At 32.8% G+C, this 14,753-nt stretch carries 19 protein-coding genes; 7 read left to right on the top strand and 12 right to left on the bottom strand.

The annotated features are described in order from the left end of the window. The first annotated feature begins 21 nt into the window (after window positions 1-21). The 4 genes from NADRNF5_RS05470 to NADRNF5_RS05460 all read left to right on the top strand — a co-directional run bounded on the left by NADRNF5_RS05470 (window position 22) and on the right by NADRNF5_RS05460 (window position 2,544). On the top strand, window positions 22-495 hold the full coding sequence (locus tag NADRNF5_RS05470) for a hypothetical protein (RefSeq protein WP_048116126.1): 474 nt from the start codon (window positions 22-24) through the stop codon (window positions 493-495). A 380-nt stretch (window positions 496-875) separates the two neighbouring features. Beyond that, window positions 876-1,916: a hypothetical protein gene (locus NADRNF5_RS05465; RefSeq protein ID WP_237089202.1), complete on the top strand. Its 1,041-nt coding sequence runs from the start codon at window positions 876-878 to the stop codon at window positions 1,914-1,916. Window positions 1,917-1,952: 36 nt separating this feature from the next. Then, a complete protein-coding gene (locus NADRNF5_RS11330) occupies window positions 1,953-2,108 on the top strand; it encodes a hypothetical protein (RefSeq protein WP_192828292.1) in 156 nt (51 codons plus the stop codon). 43 nt (window positions 2,109-2,151) lie between these two features. Then, on the top strand, window positions 2,152-2,544 hold the full coding sequence (locus NADRNF5_RS05460) for a hypothetical protein (RefSeq protein ID WP_237089201.1): 393 nt from the start codon (window positions 2,152-2,154) through the stop codon (window positions 2,542-2,544). A gap of 135 nt (window positions 2,545-2,679) precedes the next feature. Here the strand turns inward: NADRNF5_RS05460 and NADRNF5_RS05455 are convergent, their stop codons facing one another. Next, window positions 2,680-2,916 carry a hypothetical protein gene (locus tag NADRNF5_RS05455; protein WP_048116124.1) on the bottom strand — a complete coding sequence of 79 codons (237 nt, stop codon included), beginning with the start codon at window positions 2,914-2,916 and terminating at the stop codon, window positions 2,680-2,682. A 69-nt stretch (window positions 2,917-2,985) separates the two neighbouring features. On the opposite strand from NADRNF5_RS05455, the gene NADRNF5_RS05450 reads away from it, so the two are divergent. Beyond that, a complete protein-coding gene (locus tag NADRNF5_RS05450) occupies window positions 2,986-3,336 on the top strand; it encodes a hypothetical protein (RefSeq protein WP_048116123.1) in 351 nt (116 codons plus the stop codon). Between the two features lie 221 nt (window positions 3,337-3,557). Here the strand turns inward: NADRNF5_RS05450 and NADRNF5_RS05445 are convergent, their stop codons facing one another. From NADRNF5_RS05445 to NADRNF5_RS05410, 8 genes are all read right to left on the bottom strand, one after another. Next, window positions 3,558-5,186 carry a gamma-glutamyltransferase family protein gene (locus tag NADRNF5_RS05445; protein ID WP_048119150.1) on the bottom strand — a complete coding sequence of 543 codons (1,629 nt, stop codon included), beginning with the start codon at window positions 5,184-5,186 and terminating at the stop codon, window positions 3,558-3,560. Window positions 5,187-5,330: 144 nt separating this feature from the next. Next, entirely contained in the window at window positions 5,331-5,693 is a 363-nt protein-coding gene (locus NADRNF5_RS05440; protein ID WP_048116122.1) for a DapH/DapD/GlmU-related protein, read from the bottom strand. Between the two features lie 92 nt (window positions 5,694-5,785). Beyond that, window positions 5,786-6,175, bottom strand: a complete 390-nt coding sequence (locus NADRNF5_RS05435) for a DapH/DapD/GlmU-related protein (RefSeq protein ID WP_052661888.1) — start codon at window positions 6,173-6,175, stop codon at window positions 5,786-5,788. Between the two features lie 19 nt (window positions 6,176-6,194). Continuing rightward, entirely contained in the window at window positions 6,195-6,590 is a 396-nt protein-coding gene (locus NADRNF5_RS05430; protein WP_048116121.1) for a hypothetical protein, read from the bottom strand. A 109-nt stretch (window positions 6,591-6,699) separates the two neighbouring features. Then, a complete protein-coding gene (locus NADRNF5_RS05425; protein ID WP_052661887.1) occupies window positions 6,700-8,037 on the bottom strand; it encodes an NAD(P)/FAD-dependent oxidoreductase in 1,338 nt (445 codons plus the stop codon). Between the two features lie 16 nt (window positions 8,038-8,053). After that, complete coding sequence (locus NADRNF5_RS05420) at window positions 8,054-10,222, bottom strand: M20/M25/M40 family metallo-hydrolase (protein ID WP_048116120.1); 2,169 nt, start codon at window positions 10,220-10,222, stop codon at window positions 8,054-8,056. 291 nt (window positions 10,223-10,513) lie between these two features. Then, a complete protein-coding gene (locus tag NADRNF5_RS05415) occupies window positions 10,514-11,161 on the bottom strand; it encodes a PD-(D/E)XK nuclease family protein (RefSeq protein ID WP_237089200.1) in 648 nt (215 codons plus the stop codon). 68 nt (window positions 11,162-11,229) lie between these two features. Then, window positions 11,230-11,655 (bottom strand): hypothetical protein, encoded by a 426-nt coding sequence (locus tag NADRNF5_RS05410; protein WP_048116118.1) that lies wholly within the window; start codon window positions 11,653-11,655, stop codon window positions 11,230-11,232. Between the two features lie 79 nt (window positions 11,656-11,734). On the opposite strand from NADRNF5_RS05410, the gene NADRNF5_RS05405 reads away from it, so the two are divergent. Both NADRNF5_RS05405 and NADRNF5_RS05400 read left to right on the top strand, forming a co-directional pair. Beyond that, window positions 11,735-12,160 carry a hypothetical protein gene (locus tag NADRNF5_RS05405; RefSeq protein ID WP_048116117.1) on the top strand — a complete coding sequence of 142 codons (426 nt, stop codon included), beginning with the start codon at window positions 11,735-11,737 and terminating at the stop codon, window positions 12,158-12,160. A gap of 61 nt (window positions 12,161-12,221) precedes the next feature. Then, entirely contained in the window at window positions 12,222-12,422 is a 201-nt protein-coding gene (locus NADRNF5_RS05400) for a hypothetical protein (protein WP_048116116.1), read from the top strand. Window positions 12,423-12,687: 265 nt separating this feature from the next. Here the strand turns inward: NADRNF5_RS05400 and NADRNF5_RS05395 are convergent, their stop codons facing one another. The 3 genes from NADRNF5_RS05395 to NADRNF5_RS05385 form a co-directional block, all read right to left on the bottom strand. Next, window positions 12,688-13,119, bottom strand: a complete 432-nt coding sequence (locus NADRNF5_RS05395; protein ID WP_048116115.1) for a hypothetical protein — start codon at window positions 13,117-13,119, stop codon at window positions 12,688-12,690. Between the two features lie 69 nt (window positions 13,120-13,188). Then, the gene (locus NADRNF5_RS05390) at window positions 13,189-14,184 is read right to left on the bottom strand and encodes a hemolysin family protein (protein WP_048116114.1); all 996 of its coding nucleotides are present in this window, start codon (window positions 14,182-14,184) and stop codon (window positions 13,189-13,191) included. Between the two features lie 99 nt (window positions 14,185-14,283). Then, window positions 14,284-14,730, bottom strand: coding sequence for a universal stress protein (locus NADRNF5_RS05385; protein ID WP_048116113.1), 447 nt, complete (start codon window positions 14,728-14,730; stop codon window positions 14,284-14,286). Window positions 14,731-14,753: the final 23 nt, after the last annotated feature.

Here is a 14,753-nt window from a genome sequence, read left to right as displayed (position 1 = left end):
ATAATTTTTCGACGATTAAGCATGTCATTAGATATTGATTGGCACAATAATTTCTATGGAATTTCATGGGCATATGAAAAAGACAGACTAGTAGTGTCAACAGTGTTTGAGGATAAAAAAGAGGCAATGCTAATTGCCAAAGAAGTGGAAGATTGGAGTGATAAATTTACCAGGTTGACAATTATTGAAAAAGATGATGATGAGTTTGCCATATGCTGCTACGAGGATCCTCAAATTTCAAAAAGCAATACCCATGTTGGGCTTTTTAGAACAGGGATGAGACAAAGTGGAGGATATGAGCAAGCAAAACCAATGATTGAAGAAAAATCCCCACTGCTCCAAATTGCTTATGCTGCAGATGTGAGAGATATGAATACGTATGAGCAAATCTCACGATTAGTCCCCATGAGAAAATGCAGAATTATATCAGAAAAAGAATTGAAAAAACAAGAATATTATTATGAAAAAACCGCTAGTTTACAAAATCAAGATTAAATGGTGAGATTCAAAACTCAATTGAATTGAAGTTCTCACCATTTATGGTCGGGTAAAAAAATTAATTCATTTTAGATATAAAGAATCACTACTAATTTGTACATAGTATTGATACTGATAAATCATTCATCTGTGTTAAATAGAAAATTCCCATACACATAGTATGCAAGATAACAATAACCAATCATCATGGGAAGAAGTAATTGGAATCTCCTGGCTCATTTCAGACGATTGAAATGCCAGGAATTAATTCCACATGCAGTTCTAACTGTTGGTGTAAACAAAAATCAGAAAACTCTGATGAGGGGCTTTAGGCTTTCTAAAGCCTTATTTTTTCATTCATAAAATTCATAAAGTAATTTTTTAAGAAAATTGTTGATTTGTCATACAAAGTTACCATAATTATTCTAATTATTGCATTATTTGGGACAATTTTACAGACTTGGGGTGGTAGTTGGGACATTACCAGTCACCAATTAGGCGCGCCAGAATCATTTTTCACCCCACCACACGGGGTGCTATACTCAGGAGTCGGAATTGGATTGATTGCAGCAATAATTGCAATTATATCATTAGTAAAAAATAAAGAAATACGAAAGGAATCCTTTGCGCTTGGATTAAAGCTGATCATCATTGGAGGATTATTTCAGATAACTGCAGGTCCAGGAGACTATTACTGGCATGAAATGTTTGGAACAGACGGTCTGCTCAGCCCCACACACCTGACATTAATTACTGGAATTTTAATTCAAACTCTTGGAGTAACCATCGGATTAGCAAGATTAATTCCACTTAATTTCAAAGTTGTAAAACCTGCATTAATTTTCGCGTATGGAGTTTTATGGTTCATCACAATTGGATTTATCTTTCAATTTACACTGCCAATATCAACAGGAGACACACTAGACTTTGATCCTGATCCATATGTAGCTGTAATAATTGCTGCAAGCACTATGCCGTTTTTCAGTACACTAATTTTTTGGGCTTCAGCAAAATCATTAAAGAAATTTGGAAATGCATCTTTAGTAACTGCGGTATTTATCACTCTAAATGTCACATCAAATATTATTCCAGCAGAATTTCTTTGGGGTTATCTTCCATGGTTTGTATTACCAATGGCTTTTGCAATACTTGCAGATGCAATAATTTGCAAGAAAATTAAAATCAGAAAGTATGGTGAAAATATCGTAGGAGCGCTGATTGGATCAGTATTTCTTATTTTCAGCATGCCACTAATCGGGATGTCATTTATCCAATTTTACGTATTTAGTGGCGTTTCAGGATATGATTTACTTCCAGAATTTTCTGAAACATTGGGAATGATTTTAGGAATAATGTGCATACCGGGGGCAATAGTGGGATGGGTTTCAGTCAAAGTTGCAAAAAAGAAAATTTCAGTACCAGTAGAATCAGTGATTTAAAGACACCAATAAATTCAAGATTGTGATAAATTCAGTATGCACTGTGATGATAAAAGAACCCTATACGTTTTGAAAAAAGAGATAGAAAAATCATGGGATGAATTAAAAGAATCAGGATTTAAGGATGAAAAATTACTAAAGAATCTCAATGATGCTTTTATAGATTATTTCGAATATAAAAATCAGGAATAATTTTTTCAGAATTACTTAAGTAATATTTTGCATTATAATTGGCATGAATTTTGAAAATCTCTTACAGAGAATAATGGATTCAGACATCAACATCAGACATAGCATAGTAACAGATACTGAAGGAAACATACTTGCAACAAATCACAGAGAAGGAATAACGAATTATCTTTCTCAAGAAGAGACAGAGTCATCATTGAGAAGAGCAGCAGATGCATGGAAAGGACGAAAAGCATTGATTCCAAAAATTGGAAATGGGCTTTATGCTGTTGCAGCATTTGAAAAGATTACGAGAATAACTTTTCCATTAGGAGATGAGAATTTGATTTTTGTCAGCATGGGTTCAGATACAGTAAGAACTGATACGCAGCAAGGAGGACAAAAACAAATAGTCGAGCATATCCTAAACATTCTAAGCCGTGATCCTACAAAGGCATAGTCTAAAGGGTTCCAAAAAATGTCCATGATAGAGCATACTAAAGAATGCAAATACAGAAATGATCACGACATGCCACATACAAATTGCTACTGCCAGTGTCACAAGATCATTATGGCAGAATCTGGAAAAATGGATTCAAGAACTTTTTGATTCTTTTTGAGGCTCAAAATTTTCCACAATTTCAGTGACAGTTGAAATAATTGTTTCTTTGATTTCAATCTTAGACATGCCAGAGGAATGCATGAGTTTCATTTGATCTAGCAATGCAAAATGAACTCTACCTTGCAAATAATCTACAATCCCAAAATTTTGTTTTGGAAATTCTGTAACAAATAGATCATGCTCAAAGGAATCGTTATTTTTTTCACTCATGATTCTTTTATAGAAAAACTAGTTATAAAATTTCCAAATACTCATTAGACTCTATTAAAGAGAAATCTCATGACGGATTTTATACACAAGCCATATGATAAAATTTACGTTCGAGATATGATCAAACTGAATCTTGATGACCTTATTGGAATGATGTCGTCACTGGAAGCAGCAAACGCATATTGGGTGGACGGTGTTTTATTTGCAAGTTTTGCAATGACAGAGTCTGAAGAATTAGCTAAAAAAGAGATGCAAAATGAGATGTTTCTAGACAAGATAATTTTTGCAGTTTATGAGAACTATACAAAGACAGTAAAATCTTCTACGAATTTAGAAATCGGGGTTTTAAACATGCAAAAAAGCAGACTGTACAAAGATTTGATTGCATGGCTCAAGACCCAATCCATATGGAACGAATAACCCCCACATCATAACCAATAACGCCGGTACAAATAGAAGTAAAATTAGCAAGAACTATGTCGTTATTTTGTAAAACATGTAGTAATAGAAGATTGCCAAAATGGAAGAAAGATGAAAATGCGACGCTTTGGCTTTGTGAAACATGCGGTAACTTTGTAGATGATAAAAATACGTTTATTCGTGAATCCAATTAAGATAACAATTTTGAATAAGATAAAAGATCATATTCCTTCTGCAGTACCATCACGACGGATTTCTGCAACACCTTGAAATTCATCACTTGTTTGACATTTCATTACAGCATGAATTGCACCAAGGAAAAACGAATATCGCTCCCGATGATCAATTTCATAGCCAAGATTTTTCAAATAAGGAACAACTTCACCGTCGGCAAATCCTTCCTCTATGCTTATTGTGCCATCTAATGAACAATGAATTCGGGGTTTAAGCATAGCAATATCAATTGAATTATCCCCATCAATAATTCGTGAAAGAAAATGACTTACCACTGAAAATATTCTAGAACTTCCAGGACTTCCTAAAATCATCAAAGGTTTATCGTTATGATTTACAATTGTTGGACATACTGATGTCCAGGGAGATGCGTTAGGTCGTAAATAGAACGGATGGTTTGTGTTTTTAAATTCATAGCAAGACATGTAATTATTATAGAGAAAACCTAAGCCTTCAGCTGCAGCTTTTGAACCATAAGACAATTCTATCGACTGGGTAATTCCAATTGCATTTCCTTCATCATCCATCACAGATAGATGAGTGGTTTCATCAGGATCCTTGGCAGGATCTTCAAAAGGAAGGGAAGGATCAACAGAGTTTCTAATGGAGCCAGCAAGAGTTCTTGCAAATGCTGAACTAAGATGAGTTGTATCTCGAGTTTGATGATATGTGTTTGGGTCATATGGTCTTTGTGATCTGTGGGATAATGCTTTGCGAAAAGTTTCCGCAACGAAATGATAAGAGTGTGGTTTTTTACTACGGAGAAATTCTGATGAAACATTGTTTAGCATCATTAAGACTAAAAGCAGTGTTCTTCCAGCTGTGGGAGGAGGCATAGTAACAATTTGAATTCCCCTGTAGGATCTCACCAAAGGTTTTCTCTCTATAGGTTCAGGAATTAATGCAAGATCATCAGCATGTAAAAATCCTTCATTAATTCGCATATCTTCATTAATTTTCTTTGCAACCATTCCGTGGTAGAATGTTTGATATCCATGTTCACCAAGGTGTTTTAGAAGTTCACTCAAATCATCTTGTACAAATAAATCACCTACATCATATGGTACTAAACCATCTTTTAGAAAGTATTTAGCACCAGAATTAGATTTTACCCGAAAAAACTTGTTCAGATTTTTTGTTTGAATGTCATGTTGTAATTGTGTGATTCTATATCCTCTTTTTGCAATCCTAATCGATGGTTCAATGATTGTAGCCCAATCTAATTTTCCATAATGTTGATTCAAATATCCAATTACTGCAGGAGTGCTGGGAACAGTAGATGCTTTGTATCCAATAAATCGTGTAGATTTTTTTTCAAAAAATGATGCATGGGCAAGCGAAGGTGCACGACTAGAACCATCAAGAGCTATTGTTTTTCCATCAATGTGGAGCATTGCAAGTGACTGACCCCCTAAACCAGATGATTGAGGCTCACATACTCCCAGTGCAATTGCTGTGGCACATGCCGCATCAATCGCATTGCCTCCTTTCTTGAGCATTTCAACTCCTGCTTTTGTGGCATCAGGAAATGCTGATGATACCATACCATGTTTTGATTTTGAACATTTTTGATCAGTAGTAGGAGTAAAAGAAGATTCGATTTTTTCCAGATCCACATTAATCATCCTTGTTTTGTTGATTTACCATTTAATCATTCCAGCAATGATTTGTAATTTTATTGGATTTCAACTATATCCAATAATCATTCTTGTATATTAAATGAACAGAAGTCTTAGAATCCTTTTCTATTATCAAAACAATTATTCTGGAAAAGTCTTTCCAGCTTCAAGAACAGTATTTGTTGACATAACTGCATTATCTAAAACAGTAGCGTTTTTTTCTATTACTACACCATCTCCTATTTTTACACCCTTGCCGATTACTGTCTGTTTTTCTATTACAACGTTAGTTCCAAAAATACAATCATCTCCAATGTTGACATCCTTTTCTATAACACACTCATCTCCTAATGTGACTCTACTACCTATCACAGCCTTTTTTTCAATCACTACTTTTTTTCCAAATACACAGTCATTGCCTATCTGAACTTTTCCTTGTATGACGATATTATCATCCATAGCAACATTGTTTCCTAGTTTTGCACTTGGATCAATTTCTGCCATGATAATTAGCAATGATCTGTTTATTTAAAGAGTAAGATAGGATTAGAATAGATTAAGTCGGAATTATTTAGAATTATGATGAAGCAACCTATCTATGAATGATGGTCGTTTTTTTTCGAATCACTTCGAAAAATTGTATCTTCTTTAACTAACGTTCCATCTGGGACAACTTCATTATCTTTAACAATGGCATTTTTTTCCAACACAACATTATTGCCAATTGTAACACCTTTGCCAATGCTTGATTTTTTTGTAATTACAACTTTAGTTCCAATTGTAGAATCACTACCGATGTGAACTTTTTTTTCTATTACTGTATCATCTCCTATTTTCACACCATTGCCTATCACAGCCTTTTTTTCAATCACTACTTTTTTTCCAAAGACACAATTATCTCCGATATGAGTATCTCTTTCTATCTCCACACTATCATCCATAGTAACATTATTTCCTATTTTTGCACTTGGATCAATTTCTGCCATGATAAATTATTTTATGAACCTACTTTTTGAAGTATTTTGCTTTTAGTGTTGTTCCATCAGGATATGTACGTCCAGCAGAAAGTACTGTTCCTGTTGGAATATCTGAGCCATCTGGTACCTTTGTTTCCTTTTCTAAAACACAATCGTCTCCCATTTTCACACCATTACCTATAGTCGCATTTCTTTCTATTACATTTTCTTTACCAAAAACACAATCATTACCAACAGTGACATGTCTTTCAACAACACAGTGTATGCCCATCTTAACACCACTGCCAATAGTTGCGTGTTTTTCTATAACTACTCTTTTATCTAAATCACAATTATCTCCTATGTGAGCATCGCCTTCAATTACTGTGCTTTCTTGCATTTTTACATTATTTCCAATAACTGCACTTGGATCTACATCTGCCATGATAATGTTTGCAAACTTTAGTATTTAATTACAATGTTAGTTGACTGCATTAGGGATTAAGTCAATTAACAAAAATAAATTTTGACTAATCATAATGTTAAGTCAAATCTTATTTAAAAAAATCTTTTACAGAAGGAGAATCTGATTTTATATCCACTTTTGTAAGAAATTTGCTTTTGATCAAACCGATAAATGTTAAATCACGTTTAAACAACAAATCTGCAAGCCAGCTAGTTGCAACCTGGTATTTTTTTTCTAGAGTTGGTAATTGTGACAAATAATAAGTTCTCCAGATTAACCAAGCTAAAGAACCAGTAATTGGGCGCCCAAATAAAACAGCAATGGCAACTTTTCTGCCTAGCGTAGTCATCATTCCCTTACTCTTAAAAGAATATTCTTTAAGATTTGATTTGCCAGAAATAACTGAGAACAAATTATTGGCAACTGTCACACTTTGATGAATCGAATTTTGAGCTGTAGTAGGATATGCTTCTCCAGTAATTGGATTTGTAATTAGTGCACAATCACCTAATGCAAAAACATGATCATGTTCTAAAACTTTCAAATATTTGTCTACTTTTAATTTACCAGATTTTTTATGAATACAATCGATTTCAGATACAATAGGCTCCACATCAACACCTGCAGCCCAAATTAAAGTCATACACGGAATAATTTTTCCATTATCTAATTGGACATAATCTTCTCCTGCATCCACAGCCTTAGTTTTAGTAAGTACATTCACGCCAGCCTTTTTCAGATATTTTCCAGCAAGTTTACCTAGCTTTGGACCAAGTTCAGATAATATGTAATCTTTTGATGCTATCAGATTCATAGAAATATTCTCTTGGCCTATGCTCGGATAGAAGTTTTTTACAGAGTCACGGACTAGTTGATTAATCTCACCCATTGTTTCAACGCCTGCAAATCCGCCTCCAACAACTGTGAATGTCATCAATTCCTTTTTGAATTCCAAGTCAGATGTCTGGGCTGCATTTTCAAGCATGTTGATTACATTGAAATTAATCGATAGGGCATCCTCCACTGTTTTAATCGTAAATGCATGTTTTTCGATATTTTCATTATCAAAAAAGTTCGTATTGCTACCAAGAGTTATCACCAAATAATCATATTCTAATGCATGTACTTTACCATCAAATTCACGAGTGACAGTAACTAATTTTTGTTTCATATCGATATATGATACTGCAGCATGATAGAATTCTGCTTGTTTGCATAATTTTCTAATTGGTACTGTAATATCATTTGGATGAATTAATCCAGAAGAAACCTGGGGAAGCATAGGAGTATACAAAAAATAGTTATCCTGACTAACGATACTTATTTTGATGTTAGAATTATTTTTAAATTTATTTTGAATTAATCTCAGAACATTAATTCCTCCAAATCCTCCTCCAAGTATGAGAATTTTTTTAATTTTTGACATCAGTACTGATGAGAGATTATTTCTCAGAGCATTTGTATAAAACCGAAGCCAATAAAGCTGCTCTCTCTAAAATGCTGTCATGAAGGATGTATTCTTTTGGTGAGCGATAATTGTGTCCTAGAGGTCCAAATCCATCCAAAGCTGGAAGTTCACTTGGAACGTTACTAATATCAGAGGATACAATTTGACAATGTTTTTTGATTTTCACATCATGCTTTTTAGCAAGATCTTCAACCATTTCATAGAATTTGGTATCAGATGGCTCTTCTAAAACTGGCGGTCTTGTTTGTATTTTATTTATTGCAACATCTAATTTTTTAGATCCTTCTTCTCTTTTTTTCATGATAGTCTGAATTTTTGTGTCAAGTATCTCTCCAAGTTTTGCAGTTTGATAACTGCAAGTTAAAGATAATGTTGCATAATTCGGAGTATGCCCATGAGAGCCTTTAGCAATTACAGAAGTGGTTCTTAATTTGTAGTCTTCTTCATTCTTTGAAAGTTTTTCAAGTGCATGCAATTTTTTTGCCAAAACTGGAATTATTCCATGAATGTCAGATTCAGATTGAGACGAGGTTGCAGTAAATCTGATTTGATAATCACTTCTACCATAACAGGTTGTAATAATTCCACCATCTTTACTGCCAGACTTTAATCCGATTACGTACTTTGATTTTTTTGAATATTCATTGACTAATCTCTTGCTGTAACGTCCTCCCAAACTATCATCAGTGGTAAGCAATACAGCACATTTGATTTTTCGGAGTTTTTTTGCAAAGCGAAGTGCATGCAAAGCGCCCAACATCACTACCAACCCGCCCTTACTTTCAGCAATTCCAGAACCAATAATTTGATCATTATTTTCATAATAACTAATCAAATCATCAGGGCCATAGTGTGTGTCAAGATGAGAAATTATCAGTACATCATTTTGTGATTCTGAATGGTTCGTAAAGTAATGAAAATCACCTACATCTAATTCTCTATGAATTTGTTCTTCAAATCCCAGATGCTTCAATCTTTTGGAAAGTAATCCACCAAGTTGGTTGACATGCTCAAGATTATACACATGTGTATTTAGATTAACAAAATCTCTCAAAGATTCTTTTAGACTTTGAAGATGACCTCTCAAATATGTTCTTGATACAACACGAAGAGGTTGTGTTAAATCAGTTTCAGTTTCATGGTGGGGTACAGAAGAACCAAAATATCGGATAACAGCAACATCAAGAATTTTATTGATTAAAGATTCGTATGTGTAACCTGCAGTTTTGGCAGCATAAAATAATGAACCTCCTTGTCCAAGACTGGCCATAGAATTTAATTCAAGAATGTATAGATTCTCATCTTTATCCATTCGGAAATCAACTCTGCTGTAGTCATTCAAACCCAAAGATGAAAACGCGTTTATACACATTTGACGCATTTCTTCTGTTTTTTCTTTGGATAATTTTGCAGGACATGTTTTATCAACTCCACCTTTTTTCTTTTTATCAGAAATGGTTTGGATTTGATCAGGATTATCTAGATTAATTTCAACAATAGGCAAAATGTCAACATTTGGGAAATTTCCTAAAACTCCAACTGCAAACTCCCTTCCCGAAATAAATTGTTCAACTAGAATATCCTGTTGAAACTTTTCTATTTGCACTTTAACTGCGGCTCGAAGATCATCCCAGTTATCTACAACCTCCATTCCCATTGAAGTTGATTCAAGTTTTGGTTTAACAATAACTGGAAAAATTAAATCATCATGTTTATCATCAGGTGTTCTGAAAACCCAAAATCCAGGAGTTGGAATATTATTTTTCTGCAATACAATTTTGGTCATTACTTTATCTTGAACAATTGCATGGCCTGCAGGTCCTGAACCAATGTAAGGAATTCCCAACATCTCCATCATTGCAGGAACGTGTGTGTATCTATTCTGACCTTGAATACCATATGCCATGTTGAAAACCATACCAGGAGTGTCACCTGCAACTACTTTTGGCATAAATTCACGCAATTCATCTGCAAGATGAATATCACCTTCTACCACCTTTACCGTATGCCCACCTTTCTCTAATGCCTGTGCAACTTTTTCAACAGCCTTTTTACTGTAATGCTCTTTTGTTGTCATTCCAAAAACATTGATTACATCATTTGGATCAATTTCATTTTCATTATAGATTAGTGCAACTTTCATAGAAACTAAATAATTTTTTAAATTATACTACATAAAGGTAATTCTATTTGACTGCGGTTAAAATGAAATCAATTACTTTCTATTCTATAATTTCAAAGGAATTTTTATAGCAATTAGGATTTGCCTTAAGCTGAGACTCTACAATTGTTTTTGAGAAATTGTGAACTTTCATCATATGCGTAGGGATGTCATCACATTTTTTCTTGCAGGTTCTACAGAGATATTTCATATTCTGTTTCTAACACTCTAGACACTATAGAAGCCTTTGTTTTACGATCTTGACAAATATGGTCAATTAAGACTAGTCAGATAGTATTTTTCAATTCTTTCGTAAAGGGGCTCAATATAGTCATCACATGTCTTTATGAATTCCTGGCGGGTGTTTTTTTCACTACTGACTAAAATCACCACTTGGTTGATTTTTCTTCCAGTTACTTCTTGAAACATTTGGGCATAACATGTAGTCTGCAAATAATATTCATACATGTATTCATCCACCTGAGGCTTTCTTTTTGTCTTGTAATCAATAATTGATAATTCACCGTCATACTCAGCAATCAAATCACTGGTACCTGCAACCTTTAGTTTATCTGAATACATTCTTTGTTCAATAGATGTAACATTAGAAATATTTTCCAAGTATGGTTTTAAATTATTAAAATGAGCAATAGGAAGTAAATCAAACTCGTCTAATGACAAACTCTTACTCAGATAATCTTCAATTATTTTATGGGATTGAGTTCCTATATCTTGGGCTTGTGCAGTAATGTATTCATGTGCAGGCTCATTTTCTCTCCAAGATTTTAGGCTATTTTGTTTTGTATCAGAAGAAGTAGCTGAGAGAATGGTGCTAATAGAAGGGTAAATCTGATCAAATTTTGTTTTATACCAATGCCCATCTTCACGATCTAATAATTCAGGTTCCCTAATTTTCAGCATTTGAGAAAAATTGACCATCAGAAAGTTTGGAAATTAGTAATTATTGAATATTTTGAAATTAAAAATTCCTAGGTATTTTGAGTAATTTGTTTTTTTAACTTGTCAAATTCTGTTTTTGTTTTAATAAATTGAGTTGTCATAATTTTTTTCAATGAAAAAAGATGATCCAATTTTTCATTTATTATGAAAATCGATTCATCAAAGATTACTGTTTCAACAAAATCATCACTTGGATACACAGTGTATTCAAAAAAACTAGAGTCAGTTTGAATCTTTAATTTGAATCCCATTAAAAGACCAAAATCATCATGTTTGTTTAAAAAACCAATTAGACTTGCCTTTAGAAGATCATTCGCAGAAATGGATTTGAAAAGCATCTCATTATTAGGGTCATTGTCAACAATGCATGCTACAGGTTTGCCTTTGACATGTAGTACTGTTGAATTATGAGACGAGGCATATAGCTCAGTATCTAAAATTTTATCTAACGGCATATCTTTAATAGAATCAATTTCATTAATAATTTTTTAGAGTTATTAAGAGACAATATATTATCAATACAAGGCCACATTCATGGATAAGATATTATCAAAAGAACTCAAAGATTTAGAAAAGAAACTAAACAAACAAAGAAAAGAAAAAGCAGAAGAAATCATCAAAGATAAACTAGATAAGAAAAAATTAGATTACGACACAATTTCTTTGATTCTTGAAATCTTTGAAAAATCAAAATTCAATTGGCATGATGAGCATTTTGATGTTTTTGACACTAAAACAAATAATTTCAGAGGAAAAGAACTTCCAAACAATAACAGAGAATGTGTCATGCTAGGGCTAAGACTAGGAATGATTAGAAGTAAAATAATTTTTAATCTTAGAGACAGACAATTTAACGAAGAAGAGAGACAATCAATTGATGATTTGGTATGGAATTTTGTGTGGTATCAATGGAAAGAAGCAAGAATGCTTTATGATCATTCAAAGAATGCTAAAAAATAGCAAAAACTGGATTTAATACGAATTCAGAATAATAAAAATACTAGATTTGTCAAATCAAAGTATGAGCAATTTAGATGAATCAATTGGAAAGATACTCTTAGAACTTCAAAAAGATGATCCAGATGCATTTAAGAAATTAATGGAGCGTGCAAAAAACGAAAACCCAGAATTATTTGAAGACGACATAGATATCGAAAATAAAGAGATAGACAATTACAATATCAAAGTTGATGAATACAATAAAAAAATAGATGAAAACTAGTAATTGTATTAACTTTCAACATACATAAGGAACTAATCATAGTTTATTATTATGGGATTTCTAAAAAGTCTAAGTAAATTTTGTATTCTCAAAAAGGTAAGAGATAAAGCTAACGAGCCTGAAGAAAAGTAAAATAGGAATTTTTTAGCAGGGATTTCATATTAAAAGACTTGATTGTGTTTTTGTTATTTCAGAGATGCCACAAAAAACTCATGACACCATAAAAAGATGAACTGAGATTATTATTTCACGATGGGGGATTTTTTCATTTTTGAGTATCGGAATTTGGGATGAATGGAGATAGGCAATTATGCATGATTTTTCGATTTAAATCAACAAAGACATTTGCATTGTCATTCCATGTTTTAACATTTTTTGTCACAGACTCTATTGATGAAATTGCAATCTTTATAGACGCTAATCGATATTTTACAATCTCTTCACCAACATTGTCAATTATTTTCTGAGTTATTTTCGGGATTGGGAAATTAAAACCAGAATTCCCTAAAAGTTCTTTCTGTAATGCAACATTTGCACTAATGGCGTTCTTCCAATTCTTGTAGCACTCATTTTGTAAATCAAATAATGTTTGCTGAAAATGTGGGACTGAATGTTCTATTTCTGCAAAATATCTTTGGTTAACTTTTTCAAATACTTCAAAATCATCATTTTGTTCTTTTTGAGTAATTTCAGCCATTATTGAACTTCTTAATTTGAGGAATTTAAGTAATTGTGTGTAAAATCAATTAATTCAAAAATGAATTTATTATTTTTTTGCCTCTCCTACAATGTCGCCTACAATTTCTTCCAACAAATCTTCAACAGTGATTATTCCAACCAGTTGATCTTGCTCATTTAGAACAATTGCCATATGCATATCTTGTTTCTTGAGTTCAATCAAAAGATGGCTAATTCTTTCACTGGAATAAATAAAGAAAGGCTTTCGGGACAAAGTGCTTATTTTGGTGGTGGGAAATTTTATTTCAGCCAGTCGGGCAATATCCCAAATATGCAATATTCCAACAATACTATCTGATGTTTTTTCATAAACGGGAATTCGTGAAAAACCCTTTTCTTTAATTTTTGAGATGGTTTTAGATAAAGTCAATGTTCCATTCAATGAAAAAACATTTTCTTTTGGAGTCATAACATCTTTAATTGGTTTATCATCAAACTCTAATGCATTATACACAAGATCACGCTCTTCTTTTTCAATGGCTTTATCGGCATAGCCTAAATCTATTACTTCCTTGATTTCTTCTTCAGTTATTGGTCTAGGTCTTTGTGAATAACCGCCAAAAAGATTCAAGATGAAGCGCGTGATGTATTCTAAGAGTTTGACAAAAGGATACATCACATAAGTGAATGCTAATAGAATTCCACTTAATTTTAGAGATGCTTTTTCGGGATTAACATTACAAAATGTCTTTGGCAATATTTCCCCAAAAATCAAAATTACAAATGTCATTATTCCAATAGTTATCCCAACTCCTTGACTTCCAAGTAGTTTTATCGCAACATCAGCTGCCAGAACAGAAGATGCAACGTTAACCAAAGTATTTCCCAAATTAACGCCAGAGGTCATCATTGCAGGGTTCATTTTTAATTTGTAGAGAGGTGATGAGCCAGGAATGTTTTTTCTATACATACGAATAACTTTAGAACGTCTGACCCCAACAATTGCAATTTCAAGCCCACTAAAAAGAGCATAAAAGCATATTAAAATTCCAATTACAATAATTTCAATAACAACAAAATCCATTCAAATTAGAGTAATTTTTTAGAAAGTTAAAGGATATTCAGAATCTCATTCTTGAAAATAAAGAAATTTGATCATTCAATCCACAAATTGTATTTTAGTTTATCTTACTACCAAGACAGGAATTTTAGACCTTTGAACAACACCATTTGCAATGCTACCCAGTATTAATTTATCAATCCCAGATCTTCCATGAGAGCCCATTACAATCATATCAGCTTTGGTGGATTTTGTAAATGAAAGTATTTGCTCAACTATTGAATCAGTTACAAAGATTTTTGTTGTCGTAGAGATTTTCTTCTTTTTAGAAATCAATTCTAATTTTGATGTTTCTTTAAGGATTTTTTCTCGATAGTTTTTTACATCTTTTTGATACAAATGTGAGAATTCTTTTCCATACCAACTCCCGTTAATCTTTTCAATACATGTGAGTAGAATTAATTTTGAGTTATATTTTTGTGCCAAATTTAGTGCCATGTCAAATGCATGTTTTGAATATATTGAACCATCATATGGAATAACAATTTTTTTGATTTTTCTGGTTATCATGATTAAGAGAATATTTTCTTACA

It is taken from the genome of Nitrosopumilus adriaticus, from assembly GCF_000956175.1.
GTDB classification, from domain to species: Archaea; Thermoproteota; Nitrososphaeria; order Nitrososphaerales; family Nitrosopumilaceae; genus Nitrosopumilus; species Nitrosopumilus adriaticus.
This window is presented reverse-complemented; position numbering and strand designations above follow the sequence as displayed.

Bases quoted from the DNA above. Each gene is read 5' to 3' on its own strand.
- NADRNF5_RS05470 (WP_048116126.1), top strand. From the start codon at position 22: ATGTCATTAGATATTGATTGGCACAATAATTTCTATGGAATTTCATGG.
- NADRNF5_RS11330 (WP_192828292.1), top strand. From the start codon at position 1,953: ATGCACTGTGATGATAAAAGAACCCTATACGTTTTGAAAAAAGAGATA.
- NADRNF5_RS05460 (WP_237089201.1), top strand. From the start codon at position 2,152: ATGAATTTTGAAAATCTCTTACAGAGAATAATGGATTCAGACATCAAC.
- NADRNF5_RS05455 (WP_048116124.1), bottom strand. From the start codon at position 2,916: ATGAGTGAAAAAAATAACGATTCCTTTGAGCATGATCTATTTGTTACA.
- NADRNF5_RS05450 (WP_048116123.1), top strand. From the start codon at position 2,986: ATGACGGATTTTATACACAAGCCATATGATAAAATTTACGTTCGAGAT.
- NADRNF5_RS05440 (WP_048116122.1), bottom strand. From the start codon at position 5,693: ATGGCAGAAATTGATCCAAGTGCAAAACTAGGAAACAATGTTGCTATG.
- NADRNF5_RS05435 (WP_052661888.1), bottom strand. From the start codon at position 6,175: ATGGCAGAAATTGATCCAAGTGCAAAAATAGGAAATAATGTTACTATG.
- NADRNF5_RS05430 (WP_048116121.1), bottom strand. From the start codon at position 6,590: ATGGCAGATGTAGATCCAAGTGCAGTTATTGGAAATAATGTAAAAATG.
- NADRNF5_RS05425 (WP_052661887.1), bottom strand. From the start codon at position 8,037: ATGTCAAAAATTAAAAAAATTCTCATACTTGGAGGAGGATTTGGAGGA.
- NADRNF5_RS05420 (WP_048116120.1), bottom strand. From the start codon at position 10,222: ATGAAAGTTGCACTAATCTATAATGAAAATGAAATTGATCCAAATGAT.
- NADRNF5_RS05415 (WP_237089200.1), bottom strand. From the start codon at position 11,161: ATGCTGAAAATTAGGGAACCTGAATTATTAGATCGTGAAGATGGGCAT.
- NADRNF5_RS05410 (WP_048116118.1), bottom strand. From the start codon at position 11,655: ATGCCGTTAGATAAAATTTTAGATACTGAGCTATATGCCTCGTCTCAT.
- NADRNF5_RS05405 (WP_048116117.1), top strand. From the start codon at position 11,735: ATGGATAAGATATTATCAAAAGAACTCAAAGATTTAGAAAAGAAACTA.
- NADRNF5_RS05400 (WP_048116116.1), top strand. From the start codon at position 12,222: ATGAGCAATTTAGATGAATCAATTGGAAAGATACTCTTAGAACTTCAA.
- NADRNF5_RS05395 (WP_048116115.1), bottom strand. From the start codon at position 13,119: ATGGCTGAAATTACTCAAAAAGAACAAAATGATGATTTTGAAGTATTT.
- NADRNF5_RS05390 (WP_048116114.1), bottom strand. From the start codon at position 14,184: ATGGATTTTGTTGTTATTGAAATTATTGTAATTGGAATTTTAATATGC.
- NADRNF5_RS05385 (WP_048116113.1), bottom strand. From the start codon at position 14,730: ATGATAACCAGAAAAATCAAAAAAATTGTTATTCCATATGATGGTTCA.